This is a genomic window from Caulobacter sp. LjRoot300, from assembly GCF_964253875.1.
In the GTDB taxonomy this organism is placed as follows: domain Bacteria; phylum Pseudomonadota; class Alphaproteobacteria; order Caulobacterales; family Caulobacteraceae; genus Caulobacter.
Genome location: NZ_CAXUSA020000001.1, coordinates 124,074 through 147,480 on the forward strand (window position 1 = coordinate 124,074; position 23,407 = coordinate 147,480).

At 68.9% G+C, this 23,407-nt stretch carries 23 protein-coding genes; 13 read left to right on the plus strand and 10 right to left on the minus strand.

The window, feature by feature from the left end:
• The 4 genes from glyS to ACSQ2G_RS00680 all read right to left on the minus strand — a co-directional run bounded on the left by glyS (position 1) and on the right by ACSQ2G_RS00680 (position 3,942).
• Positions 1-2,091, minus strand: a complete 2,091-nt coding sequence (gene glyS, locus ACSQ2G_RS00665) for a glycine--tRNA ligase subunit beta (RefSeq protein WP_436027429.1) — start codon at positions 2,089-2,091, stop codon at positions 1-3.
• An 8-nt stretch (positions 2,092-2,099) separates the two neighbouring features.
• Positions 2,100-2,999: a glycine--tRNA ligase subunit alpha gene (locus tag ACSQ2G_RS00670; RefSeq protein WP_310081769.1), complete on the minus strand. Its 900-nt coding sequence runs from the start codon at positions 2,997-2,999 to the stop codon at positions 2,100-2,102.
• Positions 3,000-3,083: 84 nt separating this feature from the next.
• Entirely contained in the window at positions 3,084-3,494 is a 411-nt protein-coding gene (locus ACSQ2G_RS00675) for a hypothetical protein (RefSeq protein ID WP_436027431.1), read from the minus strand.
• Between the two features lie 97 nt (positions 3,495-3,591).
• Complete coding sequence (locus tag ACSQ2G_RS00680) at positions 3,592-3,942, minus strand: DMT family protein (protein ID WP_310081464.1); 351 nt, start codon at positions 3,940-3,942, stop codon at positions 3,592-3,594.
• A 320-nt stretch (positions 3,943-4,262) separates the two neighbouring features.
• On the opposite strand from ACSQ2G_RS00680, the gene ACSQ2G_RS00685 reads away from it, so the two are divergent.
• Positions 4,263-4,601 (plus strand): P-II family nitrogen regulator, encoded by a 339-nt coding sequence (locus tag ACSQ2G_RS00685; protein ID WP_007665036.1) that lies wholly within the window; start codon positions 4,263-4,265, stop codon positions 4,599-4,601.
• Positions 4,602-4,628: 27 nt separating this feature from the next.
• A complete protein-coding gene (locus ACSQ2G_RS00690; RefSeq protein WP_436027433.1) occupies positions 4,629-6,152 on the plus strand; it encodes an ammonium transporter in 1,524 nt (507 codons plus the stop codon).
• A 303-nt stretch (positions 6,153-6,455) separates the two neighbouring features.
• On the opposite strand, the gene ACSQ2G_RS00695 is transcribed toward ACSQ2G_RS00690, so the two are convergent.
• From ACSQ2G_RS00695 to ACSQ2G_RS00705, 3 genes are all read right to left on the minus strand, one after another.
• Positions 6,456-7,337 (minus strand): 4-(cytidine 5'-diphospho)-2-C-methyl-D-erythritol kinase, encoded by an 882-nt coding sequence (locus ACSQ2G_RS00695; RefSeq protein WP_436027435.1) that lies wholly within the window; start codon positions 7,335-7,337, stop codon positions 6,456-6,458.
• Positions 7,338-7,372: 35 nt separating this feature from the next.
• Positions 7,373-9,106: a tetratricopeptide repeat protein gene (locus ACSQ2G_RS00700; RefSeq protein ID WP_436027437.1), complete on the minus strand. Its 1,734-nt coding sequence runs from the start codon at positions 9,104-9,106 to the stop codon at positions 7,373-7,375.
• A 99-nt stretch (positions 9,107-9,205) separates the two neighbouring features.
• Positions 9,206-10,879: an electron transfer flavoprotein-ubiquinone oxidoreductase gene (locus ACSQ2G_RS00705; protein ID WP_436027439.1), complete on the minus strand. Its 1,674-nt coding sequence runs from the start codon at positions 10,877-10,879 to the stop codon at positions 9,206-9,208.
• 162 nt (positions 10,880-11,041) lie between these two features.
• On the opposite strand from ACSQ2G_RS00705, the gene ACSQ2G_RS00710 reads away from it, so the two are divergent.
• The 3 genes from ACSQ2G_RS00710 (at position 11,042) to ACSQ2G_RS00720 (ending at position 14,609) form a co-directional block, all read left to right on the plus strand.
• Positions 11,042-11,863, plus strand: a complete 822-nt coding sequence (locus ACSQ2G_RS00710) for a uracil-DNA glycosylase (protein WP_436027441.1) — start codon at positions 11,042-11,044, stop codon at positions 11,861-11,863.
• A 69-nt stretch (positions 11,864-11,932) separates the two neighbouring features.
• Positions 11,933-13,498 (plus strand): lytic transglycosylase domain-containing protein, encoded by a 1,566-nt coding sequence (locus ACSQ2G_RS00715; protein WP_436027443.1) that lies wholly within the window; start codon positions 11,933-11,935, stop codon positions 13,496-13,498.
• A 160-nt stretch (positions 13,499-13,658) separates the two neighbouring features.
• Positions 13,659-14,609 (plus strand): hypothetical protein, encoded by a 951-nt coding sequence (locus tag ACSQ2G_RS00720; RefSeq protein ID WP_436027444.1) that lies wholly within the window; start codon positions 13,659-13,661, stop codon positions 14,607-14,609.
• 239 nt (positions 14,610-14,848) lie between these two features.
• Here ACSQ2G_RS00720 and ACSQ2G_RS00725 read toward each other — a convergent pair whose 3' ends face one another.
• A complete protein-coding gene (locus ACSQ2G_RS00725; RefSeq protein WP_436027445.1) occupies positions 14,849-15,334 on the minus strand; it encodes a glycosyltransferase in 486 nt (161 codons plus the stop codon).
• 74 nt (positions 15,335-15,408) lie between these two features.
• Here ACSQ2G_RS00725 and ACSQ2G_RS00730 point away from each other — a divergent pair, with 74 nt between their 5' ends.
• Positions 15,409-16,059: an HAD-IA family hydrolase gene (locus ACSQ2G_RS00730; protein ID WP_436027447.1), complete on the plus strand. Its 651-nt coding sequence runs from the start codon at positions 15,409-15,411 to the stop codon at positions 16,057-16,059.
• A gap of 170 nt (positions 16,060-16,229) precedes the next feature.
• Here the strand turns inward: ACSQ2G_RS00730 and ACSQ2G_RS00735 are convergent, their stop codons facing one another.
• Positions 16,230-17,321 carry a PA0069 family radical SAM protein gene (locus ACSQ2G_RS00735; RefSeq protein ID WP_436027449.1) on the minus strand — a complete coding sequence of 364 codons (1,092 nt, stop codon included), beginning with the start codon at positions 17,319-17,321 and terminating at the stop codon, positions 16,230-16,232.
• 202 nt (positions 17,322-17,523) lie between these two features.
• Here ACSQ2G_RS00735 and ACSQ2G_RS00740 point away from each other — a divergent pair, with 202 nt between their 5' ends.
• Positions 17,524-17,676, plus strand: coding sequence for a hypothetical protein (locus ACSQ2G_RS00740; RefSeq protein WP_436027450.1), 153 nt, complete (start codon positions 17,524-17,526; stop codon positions 17,674-17,676).
• 194 nt (positions 17,677-17,870) lie between these two features.
• On the opposite strand, the gene ACSQ2G_RS00745 is transcribed toward ACSQ2G_RS00740, so the two are convergent.
• On the minus strand, positions 17,871-18,218 hold the full coding sequence (locus ACSQ2G_RS00745) for a hypothetical protein (protein WP_436027452.1): 348 nt from the start codon (positions 18,216-18,218) through the stop codon (positions 17,871-17,873).
• A 37-nt stretch (positions 18,219-18,255) separates the two neighbouring features.
• Here ACSQ2G_RS00745 and ACSQ2G_RS00750 point away from each other — a divergent pair, with 37 nt between their 5' ends.
• The 6 genes from ACSQ2G_RS00750 (at position 18,256) to ACSQ2G_RS00775 (ending at position 23,388) form a co-directional block, all read left to right on the plus strand.
• Complete coding sequence (locus tag ACSQ2G_RS00750) at positions 18,256-18,537, plus strand: helix-turn-helix transcriptional regulator (protein ID WP_436027454.1); 282 nt, start codon at positions 18,256-18,258, stop codon at positions 18,535-18,537.
• 76 nt (positions 18,538-18,613) lie between these two features.
• Positions 18,614-19,591: a S1C family serine protease gene (locus tag ACSQ2G_RS00755; RefSeq protein WP_436027456.1), complete on the plus strand. Its 978-nt coding sequence runs from the start codon at positions 18,614-18,616 to the stop codon at positions 19,589-19,591.
• A gap of 110 nt (positions 19,592-19,701) precedes the next feature.
• Positions 19,702-20,121 (plus strand): DUF2946 family protein, encoded by a 420-nt coding sequence (locus ACSQ2G_RS00760; protein ID WP_436027458.1) that lies wholly within the window; start codon positions 19,702-19,704, stop codon positions 20,119-20,121.
• Between the two features lie 140 nt (positions 20,122-20,261).
• Positions 20,262-22,313, plus strand: a complete 2,052-nt coding sequence (locus tag ACSQ2G_RS00765) for a TonB-dependent receptor family protein (RefSeq protein ID WP_436027460.1) — start codon at positions 20,262-20,264, stop codon at positions 22,311-22,313.
• A gap of 29 nt (positions 22,314-22,342) precedes the next feature.
• Positions 22,343-22,807, plus strand: a complete 465-nt coding sequence (locus ACSQ2G_RS00770; protein ID WP_436027462.1) for a copper chaperone PCu(A)C — start codon at positions 22,343-22,345, stop codon at positions 22,805-22,807.
• On the plus strand, positions 22,807-23,388 hold the full coding sequence (locus ACSQ2G_RS00775) for an SCO family protein (protein WP_436027464.1): 582 nt from the start codon (positions 22,807-22,809) through the stop codon (positions 23,386-23,388). The genes ACSQ2G_RS00770 and ACSQ2G_RS00775 overlap by 1 nt, the downstream gene beginning before the upstream one ends.
• Positions 23,389-23,407 lie beyond the last annotated feature (19 nt).

A 23,407-nucleotide genomic window follows, 5' to 3' on the forward strand; every position in this document is an offset into this window, starting at 1 on the left:
CTACCCGCCGACCAGCGAGAAGTCGGCGACCTGGCCCATGGCGTCGCGGACGGCGGCCAGGGTCTTCAGCCGGCTGTCGCGTTCGGCCGGAACCTCGGAATTGACGAACACGCCGTCCAGGAAGGCGTCGACCGGGCCGCGCAGGCCGGCCAGCTCGCGCATGGCGGCCGTGAAGTCTTCCGCCGCCAGGGCGTCGGCCAGCGGCTTTTCGATCATCCGCAGGCCGTCGTGCAATTGCACCTCCGGGGCCGAGGCGTCGGGCAGGATCTCGCGACCGCCTTCGGCTTTCCAGCCCTTCTTCTCCTCGGCCTTGAGGATGTTGGAGGCGCGTTTGTAGCCGGCCATCAGGGTCTTGCCGTCGTCGGTGGTCAGGAACCCGTCCAGCGCCTCGACCCGAGCGACGATGCGCACCAGGTCGTCGTCGCCGAGCGCGAACACGGCGTCGACGAGGTCGTGGCGCTTGCCTTGGTCCTTGAGGGTGCCCTTCAAACGGTCAATGAAGAAGGCCAGCGTTTCGTCGACAAGCGACAGCTTATCGACAGCGCGCCAAGACGTTGCTCCAGCGACCTTTTCATGCGCCCAAAGCGCCGCCGAAATCGCGCTGTCACGTAGCGGCACGCGCACGCTATTTGAGAGAATCGTCCGGATCACCCCCAGCGCCGCCCGTCGCAGTGCATAAGGATCCTTCGATCCGGTCGGCTTCTCGTCGATGGCGAAGAAGCCCACCAGCGTGTCCAGCTTGTCGGCCAGGGCCACGGCCACGCTCAGCGGCGCGGTCGGGACGGCGTCGGAGGGGCCCTGCGGCTTGTAATGGTCGCGGATGGCGTCGGCGATCTCGGGGTCCAGGCCGGCGGCGCGGGCGTAGTAGCCGCCCATCAGGCCCTGCAGTTCCGGGAACTCGCCGACCATCTGCGAGGCCAGGTCCGCCTTGGCCAGCCGCGCGGCCTCCTTGGCCTTGGCGACGTCGGCGCCGACCAGGGGCGCGATCTCGCCGGCCAGGGCGACGATACGCTCCACCCGCTCGGCCATCGTCCCCAGCTTGGCGTGGAAGGTGACGCCGTTCAGCTTCGCAAGCCACGGCTCGAAGCCGACCTTGACGTCCTCGTCCCAGAAGAACCGGGCGTCGGACAGGCGCGAGGACAGGACCTTGGCGTTGCCCTGGGCGATCACCGCGCCGCTGTCGGCCGACTGGACGTTGGCGATGGTGATGAAGTGCGGGGCCAGGCCGCCCGTCGCCGGGTCGCGGACGGCGAAATACTTCTGGTGGGTGCGCATCGAGGTGCGGATCACCTCGCCCGGCAGGTCCAGGAAGGCAGGGTCCATGTCGCCCAGCACCGGGGTCGGCCACTCGGCCAGGCCGGCGACTTCTTCAAGCAGGCCGATGTCCTCGACCAGTTCCAGGTTCCGCGCGAAGCACAGGGTCTTGCAGCCCTCCAGGATGCGCGCCTTGCGCTCCTCGACGTCCAGCACGACGAAGTGCTCGGCCAGGCCCTTGGCGTATTCGTCGAAGTCGCGAACCTTGAACGGCTGGCCGCCCCAGCCGTAGCCGACGCGCATGAAGCGGTGGCCCTCGGTGACGTCGCCGGCTTCGATCCCCTCGACGGCGAACGGCACGACCTCGCGGTCGAAGACGCAAAGGATGCGCTTCAGCGGCCGCACCCAGCGCAGCTTGCCGCTGCCCCAGGTCATCGACTTGGGCCACGGGAAGCCGCGGATGATCGCCTCGACCATCTCGGCGACGATCTCTGTGGTCGGGCGGCCCTTCTTGTCGAGGAAGGCCATCCACACGCCGTCGCGCTCGACCAGCTGATCCTGGGTCAGGCCCGCCTTGCGCAGGAAACCTTCCAGGGCTTGCGGCGGGGCGCCGACGCGGGGGCCCTTCAGCTCTTCCTTGCGGTCGGCCTGGGCGATGGGCAGCCCCTCGACCACCAAGGTCAGCCGGCGCGGGCCGGCGAAGGTCTTCAAGGCCTCGGGCAGGAAGCCGGCGGCGGCCAGGTGCTCGCGCGCCATGCGCTCCAGGTCGCGCGCGGCGCCGGCCTGCATGCGGGCGGGGATCTCTTCGGAGAACAGTTCGAGAAGCAGTTGGGGCATGACTTTACTTACGCGGCTTCCTGCTGTTCGACCCAGGCGCTGGCGCACAGCTTGCAAAGGTCGCGGATGCGGCCGATGTAGCTGGCGCGCTCGGCCACGGCGATCGCGCCGCGGGCGTTCATCAGGTTGAACAGGTGGCTGGCCTTGAGGACCATGTCGTAGGCGGGCAGCACCAGGGCCTTGCCCTGGTAGGAGCGGGCCAGCATCAGCGGCACCTGCTGCTCCATGTCCTCGAACTGGCGCTTGAGCACGGCCACGTCATAGCCGTGGAAATTGGCTTCGGACTGCTGGCGCTCGTTCTCCAGGAACACGTCGCCATAGGTCAGGTGGCCCAGCGGCGCATCGGGATCGTTGAACGGCAGGTCGTAGACGTTGTCGACGCCGAACACGTACATGGCCAGGCGCTCCAGGCCGTAGGTCAGCTCGCCGGCCACCGGCGAGACGTCGAGGCCCCCCACCTGCTGGAAGTAGGTGTACTGGCTGACTTCCATGCCGTCGCACCAGACTTCCCAGCCCAGGCCCCAGGCCCCGACCGTGGGGTTCTCCCAGTCGTCCTCGACGAAGCGGATGTCGTGGGTGCGCAGGTCCAGGCCGATGGCCTCCAGCGACCCGAGATACAGGTCCTGCATGTTCGGCGGGTTCGGCTTCAGGATCACCTGGTACTGGTAGTAGTGCTGCAGGCGGTTGGGGTTTTCGCCATAGCGGCCGTCGCCCGGGCGGCGCGAGGGCTGGACGTAGGCCGCGTTCCAGGGCTTGGGACCCAGGGCGCGCAGCACCGTGGCCGGGTGCAGGGTCCCCGCGCCGACCTCGACGTCGTGCGGCTGCAGGATCACGCAGCCCTGGGCGCTCCAATAGTCGTGGAGCGTCAGGATCAGGTCTTGGAAGGACTTGGGTTTGGAAGACATCAGGGTCCGAACAGGGCCAGAAAAAAGTCGGCGGACCATAGGGCCCGCCGACTGGCGCTTCAAGCAATGTTGGACCGCTGGAACGGCTTAGTTACCGTTGGCGGCGCTGCGCTTGCCGGCGTGCGACAGCGGCGCGCCGTAGAGCTTGCGGTTTTCCGGCGTGTCGGCGATCGGCGGGTTGGAGGTCACGTTGGGGTCGCCGGCCTTGAGGCCCGCCTGCTGCTCGGCCGGCATCGACGAGACGCGGCCGGCGGTGTCGGTGGCCGTGCCGGTCGGCGCCGCCATCGAGGTGGTGGGGTCGGTCGGCGTCGTGGTGGCGGCGCTGGGGTCGGCGGGCAGGGTCTGGTCGGCCGGCGCGGCGGCGGTCGGATCCGGGTTCACCGGGGCGCCGGTCTCGGGCGTGGCCTGGGGCGTTGTCGATGGAGCCGTGGATTGGGCCATGGCCGCGCCGGACATCAGCGCCAGGGCGGCGGCTGCGGTAGCGATACGCACAAACATCGGGCTGATCCTTTTCGAAGGAAATCCAACCACATCAGCGTTTCGGCCCCAGACTCCGTTGCGACTCCGTTGCGCGGATCACGGGGTCGTGAACGCTCTATTTGAAGAACATCACGATCGCCACGCCCGCGAAGATGAAGCCGAATCCGACCAGCGTCTTCCAGCTGATCGCCTCGCCCAGATAGAAGACCGAGAACAGCGTGAAGACGACCAGGGTGATCGCCTCCTGGCCGGTCTTCAGCTGGGCGGTGGTGTAGACGTTATGGCCCAGGCGGTTGGCGGGCACGGCCAGCAGGTATTCCGGCAAGGCGATCAGCCAGCTGGTGAAGATGGCGACCAGCATCGTCGTCGCGCGGTTCTTCAGGTGGCCGTACCAGGCGAAGGTCATGAAGACGTTCGAGGCGATCAGCAGGCACCAGGGCGCGATCTTCAACCAGACGGAAGGCATGGGCGGCGGAGGCTCCGGAGCGCGGGAAGGCCGGCTATTGTATACGCTTGGCGACAAGCTGGACCACCCCGCCCTTTCGAGAGGCAAAACGCCCACTTTCCAGGCAATCAAGACCCTCGATGCACAAACTTTAGGCGCCACGTCCCTTTCGTTTCCAATTCCCTACCAGGCGACAGCCATGTCGGAAGCGCGACCGATAGCGTGAAGGCGCCGGGGAAACGATGCGGACTCAAGGGCCTGTGTCGCGGTGCGAGTGAGCAACGCGCTCTAAAACCAATTCTAAGGGGAGCCCGCTCAGTCGGCGGGTCGGAGCAAGGCGGATGAAACTGATCATAGCGATCGTCAAACCCTTCAAGCTCGACGAGGTCCGCGAGGCGCTCGTCGCTGCGGGCGTCGAAGGCCTGACGGTGTCCGAGGTCAAGGGTTACGGCCGTCAGAAGGGCCAGACCGAGATCTATCGCGGCGCCGAATACCAAGTGAACTTCGTGCCGAAGGTGAAGCTGGAAGCCGTCGTCGACGACGCGTCGGCGGCCAAGGCGGTCGAGGCGGTCAAGGCCGCGGCGGCCACGGGCAAGATCGGCGACGGCAAGATCTTCGTCCTCAATGTCGAGGAAGCCGTTCGCATCCGGACCGGCGAAACCGGCCCGGCCGCTTTGTAATTCGTCGGGGAAAAGGGGATACCAACGATGAGACTGCACTTTAAGCCGCTGGCCGGGCTGATGCTCGCCGCGACCTTGGCGGGGGCCCCGCTGGGCGCCGTCGCCTTCGCCCAGGACACGGCCGCGCCAGCCGCCGCGGCCGCGCCCGCCGCCGCCGCGCCAGCTCCGGCGGCCACGCCCGCCGCGGCTCCGGCCGCCGCGCCGACCATCGTCGACAAGATGGACAAGGGCGACAACGCCTGGATGCTCGTCTCGTCCCTGCTGGTCCTGCTGATGATCATCCCGGGCCTGGCCCTGTTCTACGGCGGCCTGGTCCGTTCGAAGAACATGCTGTCGACCATGATGCAGGTCTCCACGGTCGGCATCATCGGCATCGTCGCCTGGGTGCTGTGGGGCTACAGCCTCGCCTTCACCGACGGCGGCGGACTGGACACCTTCGTCGGCGGCTTCAGCCGGCTGTTCCTCAACGGCGTGACCCCCGCCAGCAACGTCGCCACCTTCTCGACCGGCGTCGTCATCCCCGAACTGACCTTCATCGTCTTCCAGTCGACCTTCGCCGCGATCACCGCCGCCCTGGTCGTCGGGTCGCTGGTGGAACGCTTCAAGTTCTCGGCCATGGTGGTGTTCGCCATCCTGTGGCCTCTGCTCTCCTACTACCCGATCGCCCACATGGTCTGGTGGTGGCCCGGCCCCGACGCCATCGCCCTGCACCCGACCGACCCGATCAAGGCCGGCCTGAGCTGGAGCTTCGGCGCCCTCGACTTCGCCGGCGGCACCGTGGTCCACATCAACGCCGGCATCGCGGCCCTGGTCGGCGCCATCATCCTGGGCAAGCGCCAGGGCTACGGCAAGGAACCGATGCCGCCGCACTCCCTGACCCTGACCCTGGTCGGCGCGGGCCTGCTGTGGGTGGGCTGGTTCGGCTTCAACGCCGGCTCCAACCTGGAAGCCAACGGCTACGCCTCGCTGGCGATGATCAACACCTTCGTCGCCACCGCCGCCGCAGGCCTGTCCTGGATCGTGGTCGAGTGGGTCACCAAGAAGAAGCCGTCGGCCCTGGGCCTGGCTTCGGGCATCGTGGCCGGCCTGGTCGCCGTCACCCCGGCCGCCGGTTTCGCCGGCCCGATGGGCGCCCTGATCCTCGGTCTGGTCGTCTCGCCGATCTGCATCTTCTTCTGCTCGGTCGTGAAGAACGCGCTGAAGTATGATGACAGCCTGGACGCCTTCGGCATCCACGGCATCGGCGGCATCGTCGGCGCCATCGGCACCGGCCTGCTGGTCAACCCCGCCTGGGGCGGCGCCGGCGTCGTCGACTACGCCAGCTGCGCCAAGGACGGCGACATCTCGACCTGCGACACGGCCGTCTACAGCCTGGCCACCCAGGTGATGGCCCAGGTCAAGGCCGTCGGCGTGACCATCATCTGGTCGGCCATCGCCTCGGCCATCGTGTTCTTCGTGATCAAGCTGGTCATCGGTCTCCGCGCTTCGCCGGACTCCGAAGAAGAAGGCCTGGACATCTCCGAGCACGGCGAACGCGCCTACCACAGCTAAGGCTGAGGTCAGGTTCGGTCCAAAGGAAGGGCCCGGAAGCTTCGGCTTCCGGGCTTTTTCTCTATGGAACGCCGTCATCGCCCAGGCGACGGCCGGGGACATGCTCTCACGGCGAGGCCTCGACCAATCGAGCCACGAAGGTTGGGGTGAGTGCGTGTCCCCAACGTCATCCACGACGCCCGATCTTCATCCGAAATGAGGCCTCAAACCGAACTCAGCGGATCGGTTGGGGACACGCACTCACAGCGGACGCCCCGCAAAACGGCCGGCGCGCCGCCGTGAGAGCATGTCCCCGGTTACGGTCTAGAACGGCCCGCCCAGCCTGCAGCGCTTGACCCACCAGTCGGGCCGCATCTGCTCGATCCGTTCGGCCAGGCCCTCGGCCTCGATGTCGCCGCCGCACAGGGCGAAGCAGGTGGCGCCGGAACCGGACATCCGGGCCAGCAGGGTCTCGGGCTCGCCGGCCAGCAGGTCCAGGACCTGGCCGATGCGCGGCTCCAGGGCCACGGCGGGCGCCTGCAGGTCGTTGCGCGTGAAGCCGGCCAGCCAGGCGCAGACCTCCTCGACGCTGGCCAGCCCGTCCAGCAGCGGCGGCGCGGCTTCGCCCTCGGGCGCCACGGCCGCGTCATAGGCGCGGTAGACCGCTCCGGTCGGCGAAGGGACCAGCGGATTGACCAGCACGGCGTGCAGCTCAGGCAGGACTGGGGCGGGCGACAGGCGCTCTCCCCTGCCCTGCGCCATCACCGGAGCCCCCCACAGGCACGCCGCGCCGTCCGCGCCGAGGCTCCCGGCGACGGCTTCCAGGTCGGCGTCGGACAGGTCGGGGGCCAGGGCCTCGCGCAGCAGCCTCAGGGCCGCACCGGCGTCGCTGGAGCCCCCGCCCAGGCCCGCGGCGATCGGCAGGGCCTTGTCGAGGACCAGGCCGAACGGCGGAACCGGTCCGCCCAGCCGGGCATGCAGGGCGTTGGCGGCCCGCACCACCAGGTTGCCGTCGTCCAGCGGAACCTCGCCGCCGAACCGCCCTATCGCCTCGAAGCTCGGCGCGTCCGCCGCCTGCAACCGCACCCGGTCACCGACATCGGCGAACAGCATCAGGCTGGTGATCGGGTGGTAGCCCTCCGCGTCGGGCGGGCCGACGTGCAGGAACAGGTTGACCTTGGCCGGGGCGAAGGCGTCGAGGCGCATGGCTTACCCTTGCAGGGAGAATGGACCGCAGAGCCCTAGCCCGCCTTGGCCACCGAGGTCGAGGCCGCGGGACCGTTCGGGCCCAGGCCGTCCTTCAGCTTGGCCTCGGCCTCGGCCTTCTGCTTGGCGTCGGGCGCGAGGCTGAGCACCCGCTGCCACTGGTAGCGGGCCTCGACGCGCCGGCCGATGCGCCAGTAGGCGTCGCCCAGGTGGCCGTTGACGTCCGGATCGCCCGGCTCCAGCTCGACGGCCTGCTCCAGCTTGGCCACGGCGGTCTTGTAGTCGCCCTGGCGGTAGTAGCCCCAGCCCAGCGAGTCGAGCATGGCTCCCGACTGCGGCCGCGCGTCGACAGCCTTCTGGACCATGGCGATGGCCTCGGGCAGGCGCACCCCGCGGTCGATCCACGAATAGCCCAGATAGTTCAGCAGGTCGGGCTCGTCCGGGCTGAGCTTGACCGCCGTCAGCAAGTCGCGCTCGGCGTCGCTCCAGCGGCCGGCCCGCTCCAAGGCGATGCCGCGCATGTAGAGCAGGCGCCAGTCGGGCTTGTCGCCCTGGCTGGCGATCAGCGGATCCAGGGCGGCCGCCGAGTCGGCCCAGCGCTCGTTGGCCCGCAGCAAATCGGCATAGGTGATCTGGGCGTCGCGGTCCTTGGGGGCGGAGACGGCCGCCTGCTGGGCCAGGGCCACGGCCTTGTCCTTTTCGCCGGCGGTCTGGTAGCTCCAGGCCAGCTTGGACTGGGCCGCCACGTAGCGGGTCGAGGTCGTCGCCACCTTGGCGTAGGCGTCGCGCGCGCCGGGCTGGTCGTCGTCCTGGGCCAGCAGGTCGCCGACCAGCAGCCAGGCGTCGTCGCGCTTGGGGTCCAGTCGCAGGGCCAGGCGCAGATAGGCCAGGCCGAACTGGCTCTGGCGCTCGCTGGCGAAGCTGGCGGCGCAGGCGACCAGCATGTGGGCCGCGCCCTGCTTTTCGGTGGGCATGGCCGGCGCCGGGCCGCGCGCCGCCGCCCGGGCCCGGGCCTTCTGCAGACCCTGATCGTCCGGGTCGCGGGCCAGGGCTTCGTCGTACAGCGCCACCGCGTCGGCCTGCCGCTTGCGGCGCTCCAGGAACGCACCATAGTCCTCGACGAACAGGGCCCGGGCGTTCTCGATGGCCATCAGCGCCTTGTAGTCGGTCTCGGCCTCGTCGTAGCGCTTGGCGCGCTCAAAGAGCCGCGCCTGGCTCAGCTGGCCGAAATACTGCACGAACCGGTCGCCCTGCAGCTCCGGACGGACCACCGCCCCGTTGTTGTCGCCCGCGGCGGCCGCCAGCCAGGGGGCCAGCAGCACGGCGGCGGGGCGGTGGGGAAAGCCCAGGGTCTCGGTCTTGAGCAGGGTCTGGGCGTCGCGGCCCTTGCCGCTGGCCATCAGGTCGACCACCCGGGTCAGGACTCCCAGGCGGCGCACCTGTTCGTTGGCGTCGGTCCCGCGCGGCGCGATGGCGGCCGCGCGCGGCACGTCGCCGGCCAGCAAGGCGGCGGTGAAGGCCCGGTCGGCCAGCACGCCCGGATCCACGTCCAGCTGGCGCGCCTCGTCGAAATAGGTCGCCGCCTGAGCGTTCGAGCCGCCCTGCAGCGCCGCCTGCCCGGCCAGGAACTGGCCATAGGCCGAGCGGCTGGAGCCCCAGCCGGGGTCCGTCGCGACGTCGCCGCGTAGGTCCGGACCGGGAGCGATGGCGGCGCAGGCGGTCAGGGCCGAGGCCGAAACAAGGGCGAGAAGCAGCTGGATACGCGTCATGTCCGCACCCTCATCGGTTTCCGGGCGCGCCGCAACAAAAAGGCGCGGTCCGTGAGTTCGGACCGCGCCCCGCGGCTTTCAAGAGGCTTTGAGAGCCCGCTACATGTTCGGGTAGTTCGGCCCGCCGCCGCCTTCGGGCGTGGTCCAGACGATGTTCTGCGACGGGTCCTTGATGTCGCAGGTCTTGCAGTGGACGCAGTTCTGGGCGTTGATCTGGAAGCGCGGATCGGTTCCCTGCTCGTTATAGAGCACCTCGTAGACGCCGGCCGGGCAGTACAGCCGGGCCGGTTCGCCGTACTGGGGCAGGTTCACCGCGATCGGGACCGACGGGTCCTTCAGCTTCAGGTGGGCGGGCTGGTCTTCCTCGTGGTTGGTGGCCGAGATGAACACCGAGCTCAGCTTGTCGAAGCTGATCACGCCGTCCGGCTTGGGATAGACCAGGGGCTTGTAGTCCTTGGCCAGGCCGGTCGAGGCCGCGTCGGTCTTGCCGTGGGCGATCGTCCCGAAGAACGAGAAGCCGCCGAACAGGTGGGTCACCCACATGTCGAACATGCCCAGCGCCCCGCCCAGGGCGGTGCCGAACTTGCCCAGCAGCGGCTTGGCGTTGCGGACGACCTTCAGCTCCTTGGCCACCCAGGACGTCTCGTAGAGGTGCTGATAGGCGGTGAGCTCATCGCCGGCGCGGCCCGCGGAAAGGGCCTCGAAGGCGGCGTCGGCGGCCAACATGCCGGTCTTGACGGCGTTATGGCTGCCCTTGATGCGCGGCACGTTGACGAAGCCGGCCGAGCAGCCGATCAGCACGCCGCCGGGGAAGGTCAGCTTGGGCACCGACTGGTAGCCGCCCTCGGTGATGGCCCGCGCGCCATAGGCGATGCGCTTGCCGCCTTCCAGGTGCGGCTTGACCGCCGGATGGTGCTTGAAGCGCTGGAACTCGTCGAACGGCGACAGCCAGGGGTTCTTGTAGTTCAGGTGGACCACGTAGCCGATCGACACGTAGTTGTCGCCGAAGTGGTACATGAAGCTGCCGCCGCCGGTTTGGTTGTCCAGCGGCCAACCGGTGGTGTGCTCGACCAGGCCCGGCTGGTGCCTTTCCGGCGGGACTTGCCACAGCTCCTTGATGCCGAGGCCGAATTTCTGCGGCGACTTGCCGGCGGAAAGGTCGAACTTGGCGATCAGCTGCTTGGCCAGCGAGCCGCGCACGCCCTCGGCGATGAACACATACTTGCCGTGCAGCTCCATGCCGGGATTGTAGTCGGGCTTGTGGTGGCCGTCCTTGGCCACGCCGACGACGCCGACCACCACGCCCTTGACCGAGCCGTCCTCGTTCCAGACCAGGTCCGAGGCCGCGAAGCCCGGATAGATCTCCACGCCCAGCGCCTCGGCCTGGGTCGCCAGCCAGCGGCTCACATTGCCCAGGGACGCGACGTAGCAGCCGTGATTGTGCATGAACGGCGGCATGGCGAACATCGGCAGACTGAGGTCGCCCGAGGGGCCCAGCAGGCGGAAAACGTCCTTGGTGACCGGGGTCTCCAGCGGCGCGCCGCGTTCCTTCCAGTCGGGGAACAGCTCGGCCAGGCCCTTGGGATCGATCACCGCGCCCGACAGGATGTGGGCGCCGACCTCCGAGCCCTTTTCCAGCACGGCCACCGAGACCTCGGTCCCGGCCTTGGCCGCCAGTTGCTTGAGCCGGATGGCGGCCGACAGGCCGGCCGGTCCGCCGCCGACGATGACGACGTCGTATTCCATCGACTCGCGTTCGAGCTCTTCGCTCATGGCATCTCCCGCCCCGGGCGCACGTTGCCCGCGTTCTCGCTGTTTGAGTCGAAGCTTATCGTGAGCTGACGCACCGGTGGTCAAGAATAAACAGATGTTTTTGCTGCGATGCAGCGCAGGCCCGACGTGGCGACCCGCGAAACTTCGTACTAAGAGAAGCGCATGGACATCGCCGTCGATCCGCGCGCCGTGGAAAGCCTGCTCGCCTTCTGGGCCGATGCGGGCGTCGAGGCCTCGTACGCGGACGATCCGATCGACCGGCTGGCCGAGGGCGCGGCCCTGTTGCGGGCCCGCAAGGAGCCCCCCGCCCCGGCCGCCGCCGCTCCCCTGGCCGCGCCGGTGTTCGGGCGCGGCCCCGACCTGGGCGCCGCCGTCGCCGAGGCCAGGGCTTTGGCCGCCGCCTGCGCCGACCTGCCGGCCCTGGCCGCCGCCATCGCCGCCTTCGAAGGCTGTCCACTGAAGACCCAGGGCGCGCGCCAGGCCGTGGTCTCGCGCGGCCCGGCCGACGCCCCGCTGATGATCATCGGCGAGGCTCCCGGCGCCGACGAGGACCTGCAGGGCGCGCCGTTCGTCGGCCGGGCCGGTCAACTGCTCGATCGGATGCTGAAGGCCGCCGGTGTGCTCGACCGCGCCTTTGTGACCAATACCGTCTTCTGGCGCCCGCCCGGCAACCGCACCCCCACCCCGCAGGAGCAGGCGGTCTGCGCGCCGTTCCTGGAACGGGCGATTCAGCTGGTGCAGCCGAAGATGCTGCTGCTGGTCGGCGGCGCCTCGGCCAAGAGCCTGCTGAAGCGCGAGGAAGGCATATTGTCGCTGCGCGGACGATGGTTCGAATGGACCTCCAGCGACGGCCAAACCGAGCTTCCGGCCTTGCCCACCTTGCATCCGGCGTTCCTGCTGCGCCAGCCGGCGGCCAAGAAGAAGGCCTGGACCGACATGCTTATGCTCAGCGAGAGGCTTGATCGTCCGGAGCGTCCCAATTAGAGATTCGGGCGACCAGTTGGACACGGGACGCGTCGGGGAGCCTCGTCGAGGCAAGGGCGCGCAAACGCATTGCAGCTTTTAGCTCGCCCTCTGGCCGTGTTCTCGGCCTTCGTGCTTTGCCTCGCGGTCGCTTTCAGCGTCCCCCTGAGCGCCCGCGCTTCGACGCTCGAACCTCTGTCGGAAGCCGACGCCCGCTTCTATCGCGCCGCCTTCGCCGCCGCCGACCATGGGGACTTCGACGCCGCCGAGGCCGCCCAGGCCAACGCCCGCGACAAGAGCCTGCGCGGCGCGCTGGACTTCGCCAGGATCATGCACCCGACCGCCCACGCGGCCAGCTATGACGAGCTGACCGACTGGCTGGCGTCCTATGGCGACCAGGCCGGCGCCGAGCGGATCTACGCCCTGGCGCTCAAGCGCAAGCCGGCCCGCGCGCCCGCCCCGAAGGCCCCGATCCTGTTCGCCGGCGGGGCCAAGATCTCGGCCCCGACCGACCGGGCCCGCGCCGCCCGCGAGGCCTATTATTCCGGCGAGGTGAAGAAAGCCCTGACCCTGGCCCAGGCCGCCGGCGAGCCCTGGATCGCCGGCCTCGCCGCCTTCCGCCTGCAGTCATACGCCCAGGCCCGGACCTATTTCGAGCGCGTCGCCGACGACGAGGGCCAGGACGAATGGCTGCGTTCGGCCGCCGCCTTCTGGGCCGCGCGTTCGGCGGCCTCGGGCGGCCAGTCGCGCGACGTCGAGGACCTGCTCGGCCAGGCCGCCCGCGCGCCCAACACCTTCTACGGCATGATCGCCGCCCGCCAGCTGGCCCTGGCCGGCCAGGCCCTGGCCCAGGACGACCCGATCGCCGCCCTGCTGACCAAGGTCTCCTACGAAGGGCCGGACACCGCCTCGCTGGCCCGACTGCTGGCCGCCGACCCGCGCGCCCGCCGCGCCGCCGCCCTGGCCCAGATCGGCCGCTGGAGCGAAGCCGGCCAGGAGCTGCGCGCCGGCCTGTCCCTGGCCAACGACGATCCCAAGGCCCGGGGCGACTGGACCGATCTCGCCCTGGCCCTCAACGAGAAGGCCCCGCTGAACGCCGGCCGGCCGGTCAAGCGGATCGGCGGCGAGGACTATCCCCTGCCCCCGCTGACGCCGAAGGGCGGCTTCACGATCGACAAGGCCATGGTCTACGCCCTGGTGCGCCAGGAAAGCCGCTTCGACCCCTACGCCATGTCGGGCGCCGGCGCGGTGGGCCTGATGCAACTGATGCCGATCGCAGCCGCCCGCGCGGCCGGCGACGACAAGCTGCTGGCCGACACCAGCCCGCTGCTGGATCCCAGCTTCAACCTGCGGGTCGGCCAGGACTACTTCACCTGGCTGATGGACCGAGGCCTGCAGAGCCCTGACCTGTTTCGCGCCGTGGCGGCCTATAACGGCGGGCCGGGCACGCTGATCAAGACCCAGGAACAGCTGGGCGGCGCCGACTGCGACCCGCTGCTGCTGATCGAAAGCCTGCCGGCCCAGGAAACCCGCAACTATGTCGAGAAGGTCATGGCCTCGTACTGGACCTATCGCAAGCTGATGGGCGCCGAGACCAAGACCCTGGACGCCGTGGCTAGCGGCGCGCGGGTGATCGATTTCAGGCTGGATCAGTAAGCGGCCTGGCCGGTCTGAAGGGCCCTGGCGATGGCTTCCAGCGGACTTGCTGGACGTCAGCTATGGGTGGTTAGGGCACCTTGGGAAAGGTTAAGCATATCCGCACGTATCTAATTCAGGCACCGGCTGACGCACTGCTGACGGGGAGGCTGGATTGGGCTTGAACTATGTGCTGACAACAAACCTTTGGGCTTGGCGGCACACGCAGCCTACCACAGCGGAAGCATTTGAAGCAGCGCTCAGCGCGGTGGACCGGCTAATGGCCTGCCTCGCGATAGAGGAAGCCTTCGCCGTATTGATCGCCAACTACGTCACATTCGAAAAGGCCGTCGCCAGCGCGAATATCAAAAACATGGTGGAGAGTGGTGCCTCAATAGCAGACTTGAACAATCGACGCCGAGAGATTGATCGCCATCTGGTGAACCTACTTGCCGCCGGAGAAATGTTCTCAGATCACGCTCTCCGTCGAGCGAAGGCGCAGTTCGGTCGTAAATCCAGTGAGATCGAAGTGTTGAAAGGTGCATTCCAAGAACAACGGGAACGTCTCGTAGGGTTTTGGGCCACAGAATGCCTCCGCAATGCTGTTCTTCACAATGCATTGCCAATCACGTCTTGGACCACGGGTAGCCGGTGGGTGGGGTTGAACACGCCAGATGGCAATTTCAGCAAACTCAGCCCGACCGCCCGGGCGGAATACTCCGTCACCTTCACCTTCGCCACTGACCTGTTGGCGCGGGATAACAAGGTTGATGCAGCTCTCATTGATCGGCTTAAGGCCGAACGTGCTGATGAAAAAGGCCGCGTCTCTTGGGTCGTCACCATTCGGGAGTACGTAGAAGGCTTGTCGATGGTCCTTGGTGAGGGGCGGAAACTCTGGACGGAAGTTGAGAGGACAGCGTCAGCATTACTGGCCGAGATGGCTGATACGTACCGAGCCAATCTTCCTGAGGGCATCGAGCAGCCGTTGCATGTGTTCGCAGTCGAAACGAACGACGATGGCCGCTGGCTACGAGAAGTCCTTCTGAACGCCCATCTAGAAGGCCAACTCGCTGAGCTCCGCCGCCAACACAAACCCATGGTCAACCTGCACCGAAGATACCTCTCAGGTTAGCTGGCATTGGAGCCGTGCTCGATCGCCGACCTACCCGCGTTCAAGCGGACCATCTTAACGTCCGCTCAGGGTCGAAAGTTACCCTTACCCTTGATCGTGCCCGAACCCCTGGTTCAGCTCGCACGTGAAGTGCCAGCGGTTCACCGGCTACCCCCGCTGCCGTTTGAGGAGTCCTCCCAACCGGACAGCCGTGGCGCGGGGCTCGGAATGGCGGGCGTATCCTGAAGAGTGGCGTACCCTTAAACCCGCAGCCGCACGGCCTTCGGCTTCAGCCGCCCCAGCAGCGCCTTCAGCGGATCAACGCCAGGCTTGAAGCCGCCGGCCGCCGCGAGGGCATCGCGGGACGCCAGCACCGCCAGCGGCCGCCCCGCCAGGCCGAACGGCCCTGGAGCCGCGATCCAGGCCGGCTTGCCGCCGCCGCCCGCCAGGTGCGCTTCGGCCGGCGTGCGCCAGGCTTCCGGCAGAACCAGGTCCTCGCCCAGCGCCAGGATCCAGGCGCTCCTGGCCGCCGCGCAGCCGGCCGCCAGCCGCGCGCCTGCGTCCCCCGTCGCCTGAACCACGCGCGCGCCGCTGTCCTCGGCGATGGCCAGGGTGGCGTCGGTCGAGCCGGCGTCGGCGAACACCACCGCCTTGACCAGGCCGTCGACGGCGGCGGGCACCAGCAGGGGCAGGACATGGACCAGGCGCGCGGCGCTGTCGCGGGTCGGCAGGACGACGGTGATCATGGGTCCTGCTTCCGATCACCCGCTACCCAGGTCAAGCCGAGACTTGCCCCGTCGAAACATGGCATAGCCGCCGCATGATCCCGACAAGCGCTTTCGCCGCCTTCCTGTTCGACATGGACGGCACGGTGACCAACTCCATCGCCGCGACCGAACGCGTCTGGACCGCCTGGGCGCGGCGCCATGGTCTGGATGTCGAGACCTTCCTGCCCACGATCCACGGCGTGCGCGCGGAGGAGACCATTCGCCGCCAGAACCTGGCCGGCGTCGACATCGCCCATGAGGTCGCGGCGGTCCTGGCGGGCGAGATCGCCGACATCGACGACGTCCACCCGATCCCCGGCGCGGCAGCTTTCCTACGCGATCTGCCCGCTGATCGCTGGGCCGTCGTCACATCCGCCCAGCGCGACCTGGCCTTGAGCCGCCTGACCGCCGCCGGGCTCCCGATCCCGACAGTGCTGGTCACGGCCGAGGACGTCTCGCGCGGCAAGCCCGCGCCCGACGGTTACGTGCTGGCGGCCCAGCGCCTGGGCGTGGCGGCCGACGCCTGCCTGGTGTTCGAGGATGCGCCCGCCGGCGTCCTGGCCGGCGAAGCGGCCGGCGCCCAGGTGATCGTCGTCACCGCCGCGCACCGTCACCCGTTCGAGACGGAGCATCCGACCCTGGCCGACTATTCGGACGTCCGGATCAAGATCGGACTCGATGGGCTGCGTTTGTCCAAGGCCTAGGGTCTATGGACAGTTGACGGTTTTGGGCCGAATTCCTCGTCCTTCGACAGGCTCAGGATGAGGAATTCCACTGAACCGCCCTACAGGTAGCCCTCATCCTGAGCCTGTCGAAGGACGAGGGCGGCGCACCGGCGCTAAAGGCCTACCTGTCCAAGGCCTAGGGTGCGACCTCAAAACAGCGACAACTGATCCCCGGCCCTGGCCGGCACGGCGAACTGCGAGAGGTCCAGCGGCGGCAGCTTGCGGTCCAGGCCGAACCGCGTGCGCGCCAGATGGAAGCGTTGGCTCATCACCTCGGCCACCGGGCCCTCGCCGGTCATCCGCTTGCCCCATTCGGTGCTGTAGGCCGCCCCGCCGCGCATCTGGCGAACCAGGGACATCACCCGCCGGGCGCGGTCGGGATGCTCGGCCGCCAGCCATTCCTCGAACAGGTCCTTGATCTCCAGCGGCAGGCGCACGGCGACATAGCCGGCCGTGCTGGCCCCGGCGGCCGCGGCCGCCTCCAGCACCGCCTCCATCTCATGGTCGTTCAGCGACGGAATGGACGGCGCGAACATCACCGTGGTCGGCACCCCCGCCGCCGTCAGTTGGCGCACCGCGTCGAGCCGGCGCCTGGGCGTGGCGGCGCGCGGCTCCATGCTGCGCGACAGCCGGTGGTCCAGGCTGGTGATCGACACCGCCGCCCGGGCCAACCCCGCCTGGCCCATCGGTCCCAGGATGTCGAGGTCGCGGGTGATCAGGTTCGACTTGGTGATGATCGAGAACGGGTGGCGAAACCGCGCCAGGGTCTCCAGCACCGCCCGCGTCACCCGCAGCTGCTTCTCGTCCGGCTGGTACGGATCGGTGTCGCCGCCGATATGGATGACCTTGGGGACGTATTTCGGCCTGGACAGCTCGCGCTCCAGCAGCTTGCCGGCCTCGGGCTTGAAATAGATCTTGGTCTCGAAATCCAGGCCGGCCGAGTGTCCCAGATAGGTGTGGGCCGGCCGGGCGTAGCAGTAGATGCAGCCGTGGCTGCAGCCGCGATAGGGATTGATCGAGCTTTCGAAGCCGACGTCGGGGCTGTCGTTGCGGGCGATGATGGTCCGCGACTTCATCGGCTGCAGGACGGTGGCGATCTGGGCCGGCTCCTCCTCCTCGCCCCAGCCGTCGTCGAAGGCTTCGCTGGCCTGGGACTCGAAGCGGCCGGTGTGATTGGACTTGGCCCCGCGTCCCCGCGCGCTGGACGGCGGATGACCGGGAAGATTGACGGGAGCGACCATGGATGGATCATGGACCCGCCAAGAGAACAATTCAAGAACGCAATGCCCGCCGACTGGCAGAGGACCGAGCGATTTCGAGGCGCCCCGCCCACCTTTCCGCCTACCGCGACAGCCTTCGCTGACAGCCGCCCGCGTTCGTGCCAAGCTCGCCCAGAGGCACGTCGGGCGAAGGGCGCCCGGGCCCTCGCATCGGGAGGCTCCCATGACCACCAAGCCGGACGAAGAGGTCGAAACCGAAGTCGAAGCCCCGCATGTCGCCAAGGTCGGCGTGATCGACACGGGCCACAACGTCACCAGCTTCAACGAGGAGCCGATCAACGGCCTCCTGGCCGACATCGCCGACGGCGACGCCTGATCGACGACCAAGCCGCCGCCCCGCGGATTCGCGGAGCGGCGGCGCTCGACCCGGACCTTTGTTCAAAACTGTCATGGATTGTCGAAAACATCGCACTCCGACTCGAATAACCTCGATCTTCTATAGAAGTGAAACCCAGGTTTTCGCGAAAATTGACGACAGGTTGAGCAGCCTTAAGCTTTTGAAGCTTGGCCTCAACTGATCTCTACCACACGCCGTTGCGGCGCGGCGCGGCCAATGCTAGCAAAATCGAAACTGAACCTGGCGACAGCAGTCGCGGCGGGTTTCGGCAGAAAGGCGGCGAGCTGGACATGACTTCCCCGGACGCGAACCCCACGGCCAGCCTGCCCCGCGACCAGACGCTGATCCTGGCGCGCCTGGTCACCGACGCCTCGCGCGCCTTCGATCGCGACCCCGACACCGCGCGGGAACTGGTGCATCGCGCCAGCGCACTGCTGCAGGCCGAGGTCCGTCGCCTGACCCGCCCCCCCGCAGACCGGCAAGCTGGCGCCCTGGCAGGCGCGCACGGCCAGGACCTTCATCGACCAGAACCGCGACCGCAACCTGCAGGTCCGCGATGTGGCCGCCGCGGTTCGCCTGAGCCCCAGCTATTTCTCGCACGCTTTCAAGCAAAGCTTCGGCCAGTCGGCCAAGAGCTACATCATCGAGCGGCGGATCGCCCGGGCCAAGCACCTGATGCTGACCACGCGGGACACCCTGGCCCACATCGCGCTGGCCTGCGGTTTCTCCGACCAGGCCCATTTCTGCCGGACCTTCGGAAGTTTGGTCGGCCAGACGCCCAGCCGCTGGCGTCGCAACCATCAGGAACACCCGAGCGAGCCGGCCGCCCTGGCGGCCTAGGCGAAGTCCCGAAAGTCGCGCCCTCTTGTTCCCGCGCCGCCGAGCCCCAGATTTGAGTCTCCTAGAGGAGATCGACTTGTCTTCACCGTTCCAAGGGCACGAGGTTGAGGCGCGACTGCGTCCGACCGCCAACGCCTATCCCTTCGACCTCGACCGGGCGCTGTCCTCGGTGGTCGCCCTGGAGGCCCAGGTCCCGGCCGACGCCTTCACGGCCCGGATCCTGGGAACCGAGCGGCTGGGGAACGGCGTGGTGATCAGCGAGAACGGCCTGGTGCTGACCATGGGCTACCTGATCACCGAGGCCAGCCAGGTCGTGCTGACCCTGAACGACGGCCGGCGCGTGGAGGCGCACGTGCTGGGCTTCGACAGCCAGACGGGGCTGGGCCTGGTGCAGGCGCTTGAGCCCCTCGGCTTGCCGGCCCTGCGCTTGGGCGCTTCCAAGGCGCTGGAGTCCGGCAGCCCGGTGGTCATCGCCGGCGCCGGCGGACGCGCCCACGCGGCGGCCGGCCAGGTTCTGACGCGCATGCCCTTCGCCGGCTACTGGGAATATCTGCTGGACGAGGCGATCATCACCGAGCCCGCCCATCCGCATTGGAGCGGCGCGGCCCTGATCGGCCCCGAGGGCGAACTGGTCGGCGTCGGCTCTCTGAGCCTGGCGGGACAGTCGCGCGACGGCCGCGCCAAGCCATTGAACCTGTTCGTGCCCGCCGACCTGCTGCCGCCGATCCTGGACGACCTGGCGCGCGGCAAGCCGGCCCATCCGCCACGCCCCTGGCTGGGCGTCTTCGCCCAGGAGACCGAATCGCACGTCGTGCTGGTCGGCGTGTCGCCCGGAAGCCCGGCCGCCCGCGCCGAACTTCGGGCCGGCGACCTGATCCTGGCCGTGGCGGGCGACAAGGTCTCCGACCTGGCGGAATTCTATACCGCCCTGTGGGACCAGGGTCCGGCCGGCGTCACGGTCTCGCTGCGGATCCAGCGCGAGCAGGACGTCTTCGAGGTCGAGATCCGCTCGGTCGACCGCAACGCCCTGCTGAAGAAGCCTCGGCTCAACTAGCCGAGCCGGATGGAGGGCCGGTTCGCCGCGCCCGTGCCCTCGCATGGCATGGTGAGGGTCAGGGTCACCCCTTAGTAGCCTTGTCCGCCTGCTTGGCGTAAAGCCCGGACGTGACTCGCTCGCCAAGCCTTGGCTGGACCTGGACACGCGGCGTCTTCCTGGCGCTCGCGATCCTGGCGCTCGCCCTGAAGGTCATGGTCCCGGCGGGCTTCATGACCCAGGCCGAGCCGCAGAACGGCCTGCCGTTCGCGCTGGTGCTCTGCACCGGCCAAGGTCCGCTGGTGGTCCAGCCGGGCGACGCCCTGGACCCTCACGACAAGGCGCCCGCCGACAAGCCGGGCCATGACGCCCCCTGCCCGTTCGCCAGCCATGGCGCCACCGCGCCGCCGCCCAGCACGCTGGCGGTGGCCAAGGTCGAGTTCGTCGCCTATCGGCCCATGGCCTTGACGCGCGCCGTCGATCCGGTCCCGGGCCGCGGCCTAGCCGCCCCGCCCTTGCCGGCCCGAGGTCCGCCCAGCCTGCTGATCTAGCGTCCGGCCGTTCGCGGCCGGCCTGCTCGCGCCCGCGCCGCCCGGACGATGTCCGGGGGCCGCCTTCGCATGTTGCGTCCTCGCACACCGTTCAGCCTGCTCCGGCCGCGTCCTGTCGCGCGCCGAAGGACCCAGATCCGATGAAGTCTCTTCTGCTGGCCTCCACGGCCGCTCTTCTCGCCCTGCCCGCCATCGCCCTCGCCGCGCCCGACGACGATCCGGCCGCCCGCCAGGTCAGCTCCGTCATCGTCACCGCCCGCCCCGACCCGGAGGACCCGCCCGTGGTCGCCGACGCCCGCCGGCGGCTGTCCGAAACCCCCGGCGGCGTCTCGGTGATCTCCCAGGAGTCCTACGCCAGCCGCCAGGCCCTGGCGCTGGACGACATGCTGCGCGACGCCCCCGGCGTCTACGCCCAGCGCAAGTGGGGCGGCGACGTCCGCCTGTCGATCCGCGGCTCGGGCATCGGCAACGCCAGCCACAATCGCGGCCTGCTGCTGGCCCAGGACGGCGTGCCGCTGAACGAGGCCGACGGCTATGGCGACAGCCAGGTGGCCGACCCGCTCAACACCCGCTTCACCGAGGTCTATCGCGGCGGCAACGCCCTGCGCTTCGGCGGCGCCCTGCTGGGGGGAGCCATCAACATGGTCACGCCGACCGGCCGCGACGCCGGCTTCGAGCAGCAGGTACGCCTCGACGGCGGCTCCTACGGCCTGCTGCGCGAGCATGTGGCCCAGGCCCGCCAGTCGGGCGACTGGGACGTCTACGCCGCCGCCACCAACCAGACCGGCCAGGGCTGGCGCTCGCAGAGCCAGCAGAACATTCAGTTCGGGTCGCTGAACATCGGCCGCGGCTTCGGCGAGGACCGCGAAGTGCGCTTGGTGGTCAACGGCTCCAACGTCAACCAGGAGATCCCCGGCTCGCTGACCCTGGCCCAGTTCGCCGCCAATCCGCGCCAGACGGCCGCCGCCAGCGCCGCCAACGACCAGGGCCGCAACCAGCGCGGCCTGCGCGGCTCGCTGCGCACCGCCTGGCGGCTGGACGACCACACCGTGTTCGAGGGCGCGGTCTATGCGGTGTGGAAGGACCTGGACCATCCGATCTTCCAGGTCATCGACCAGCAGAGCCGCAACTACGGCGCCTTCGGCCGGCTGGACTGGGAGGGCGAGCTGGGCGGCCTGAAGGCCGACGCCTATCTGGGCGCCTGGTATCGCCAGGGCGACCTGGATTCAGCCTTCTACACCAATCTCAGGGGAGCTCGCGGCGCCCTGCAGTCGCTGTCGCTGCAGAACGCCAAGGCGGCCGACGTCTTCGCCGAGGGCCGGGTGTTCGCCAGGCCGCATCTGGCCCTGGTCGGCGGCCTGACCTGGGGGACCGCCAAGCGCGACTACCGCAGTTTCGCCGTCCCCGGCGTGGCCACGACCTTCAACCTGACCGCCGGCAAGGACTACGCCTGGGTCTCGCCGCGGGTCGGCGTGCTCTGGCAGGACGACGACGGCTCGCAGGTCTTCGCCAACGTCACCCGCTCGGTCGAGCCGCCGAACTTCGGCGCCCTGTCGCCGAGCAATGTCGGTTTCGCGCCGGTGCAGGCCCAGGAAGCCTGGACCGGCGAACTCGGCGCGCGCGGCCATCGCGGGTCGTTCACCTACGACGTGACGCTGTACCGCGCCCACCTCCAGCACGAGCTGCTGCAGTTCGCGGTCGACAGCCAGCACCCGGCCGCGACCTTCAACGCCGACAGGACCATCCACCAGGGGATCGAGGCGGCGCTGGACTGGAGGCTGGCCCCGCGCTGGCGGCTGCGCCAGACCTGGACCCTGTCGGACTTCCGCTTCGACGGCGACGCCCAGTACGGCGACAACCGCCTGCCGATCGTGCCCAAGAGCTTCTACCGCGCCGAACTGCGCTACGACGCCGCCCGGGGGTGGTTCGTGGCTCCGTCGGTGGAATGCTCGGCCTCCGACCAGTGGATCGACTACAGGAACACCAAGGCCGCCCCGTCCTACGCGATCCTCAACCTCAACGCCGGCTGGACGCTGAACGACAAGGTCTCGCTGTTCGTCGATGCGCGGAACCTGGCCGACAAGGCCTATGTCTCCAACGTCCAGGCCGCCACGACCTGGACCCCCGCCACGGCCGCTATCTGGCCGGGCGACGGCCGCTCGGTGTTCGGCGGCGTCACGGTGTCGTTCTGACCCCAGCCTCCCCTCAAAGGACCCTGATCATGAAGCCCTTCCTCGCCGCCCTCGCCCTCGCTGCAGTGGCGATGCCGTCCTTCGCCGCCGCCAGGCCGCCGGCCATCCAGGTCACGGACGCCTGGTGCCGCGCCGCGCCCAAGGGCGCCCTGGCCGGCGGCTGCTACGTCACCTTGACCGCCGGCGCCGACGACCGCCTGGTCGCGGTCGACACTCCGGCGGCGGCTCGCGCCGAGATCCACACCATGTCGATGGACGGCGGGGTGATGCGGATGCGCAAGCTGGCCGACGGCGTCGCCCTGCCGGCCGGCAAGCCCGTGGCCCTCAAGCCCGGCGCCGAGCACCTGATGCTGATCGGGCCGAAGATCGCCCTGACGCCCGGCGCCAAGGTGGTCCTGACCCTGCGCTTCAAGTCAGCCCCGCCCGTCACCGTGACCGCGCCGGTGAAGGCCGTGCAGATGCCAGCCATGAGCATGCCGATGGGAGGCCACTGATGACGTCGTGGAAAGCCGCCGCCCTCGCCCTGGCCCTGGTCTGCGCGCCCCTCGCCGCCTGCGACAAGCCCGCCGAGACGGCCAGCCAAGGCTCGACGGTCCAGATCGGCGGTCCGTTCCAGCTGGTCGACATGAACGGCCGGCCGGTCACCGAGAAGACGCTGCTGGGCAAGCCCACGGCGATCTTCTTCGGCTTCACCTACTGCCCCGAGGTCTGTCCGACCACCATGGCCGAGATGACCGCCTGGCTGAAGGCCCTGGGGCCCGACGCTGACAAGCTGAACGTGGTCTTCGTCTCGGTCGATCCGGAACGCGACACGCCCGAGCAGCTGAAGCTCTACCTGTCCAACTTCGACCGGCGCATCCAGGGCTTCACCGGCACGCCGGAGAACATCGCCAAGACCGCCAAGGCCTATCGCGTCTACTACCAGAAGGTGGCGACGGACGGCGGCGGCTACACGCTGGACCATTCCTCGGCGATCTACCTGTTCGACGCCCAGGGCCGGTTCGTCGAGCCGATCGGCTATGGCGGCCCACCGGAACGGGGCCTGGCCCAGCTGAAGGCCTTGCTGAAGACCTGAGATCGCAAAAAGGAGGAAG

Bases quoted from the DNA above. Each gene is read 5' to 3' on its own strand.
- glyS (WP_436027429.1), bottom strand. From the start codon at position 2,091: ATGCCCCAACTGCTTCTCGAACTGTTCTCCGAAGAGATCCCCGCCCGC.
- ACSQ2G_RS00675 (WP_436027431.1), bottom strand. From the start codon at position 3,494: ATGTTTGTGCGTATCGCTACCGCAGCCGCCGCCCTGGCGCTGATGTCC.
- ACSQ2G_RS00680 (WP_310081464.1), bottom strand. From the start codon at position 3,942: ATGCCTTCCGTCTGGTTGAAGATCGCGCCCTGGTGCCTGCTGATCGCC.
- ACSQ2G_RS00685 (WP_007665036.1), top strand. From the start codon at position 4,263: ATGAAACTGATCATAGCGATCGTCAAACCCTTCAAGCTCGACGAGGTC.
- ACSQ2G_RS00690 (WP_436027433.1), top strand. From the start codon at position 4,629: ATGAGACTGCACTTTAAGCCGCTGGCCGGGCTGATGCTCGCCGCGACC.
- ACSQ2G_RS00695 (WP_436027435.1), bottom strand. From the start codon at position 7,337: ATGCGCCTCGACGCCTTCGCCCCGGCCAAGGTCAACCTGTTCCTGCAC.
- ACSQ2G_RS00700 (WP_436027437.1), bottom strand. From the start codon at position 9,106: ATGACGCGTATCCAGCTGCTTCTCGCCCTTGTTTCGGCCTCGGCCCTG.
- ACSQ2G_RS00705 (WP_436027439.1), bottom strand. From the start codon at position 10,879: ATGAGCGAAGAGCTCGAACGCGAGTCGATGGAATACGACGTCGTCATC.
- ACSQ2G_RS00710 (WP_436027441.1), top strand. From the start codon at position 11,042: ATGGACATCGCCGTCGATCCGCGCGCCGTGGAAAGCCTGCTCGCCTTC.
- ACSQ2G_RS00725 (WP_436027445.1), bottom strand. From the start codon at position 15,334: ATGATCACCGTCGTCCTGCCGACCCGCGACAGCGCCGCGCGCCTGGTC.
- ACSQ2G_RS00730 (WP_436027447.1), top strand. From the start codon at position 15,409: ATGATCCCGACAAGCGCTTTCGCCGCCTTCCTGTTCGACATGGACGGC.
- ACSQ2G_RS00735 (WP_436027449.1), bottom strand. From the start codon at position 17,321: ATGGTCGCTCCCGTCAATCTTCCCGGTCATCCGCCGTCCAGCGCGCGG.
- ACSQ2G_RS00740 (WP_436027450.1), top strand. From the start codon at position 17,524: ATGACCACCAAGCCGGACGAAGAGGTCGAAACCGAAGTCGAAGCCCCG.
- ACSQ2G_RS00745 (WP_436027452.1), bottom strand. From the start codon at position 18,218: ATGAAGGTCCTGGCCGTGCGCGCCTGCCAGGGCGCCAGCTTGCCGGTC.
- ACSQ2G_RS00765 (WP_436027460.1), top strand. From the start codon at position 20,262: ATGAAGTCTCTTCTGCTGGCCTCCACGGCCGCTCTTCTCGCCCTGCCC.
- ACSQ2G_RS00770 (WP_436027462.1), top strand. From the start codon at position 22,343: ATGAAGCCCTTCCTCGCCGCCCTCGCCCTCGCTGCAGTGGCGATGCCG.
- ACSQ2G_RS00775 (WP_436027464.1), top strand. From the start codon at position 22,807: ATGACGTCGTGGAAAGCCGCCGCCCTCGCCCTGGCCCTGGTCTGCGCG.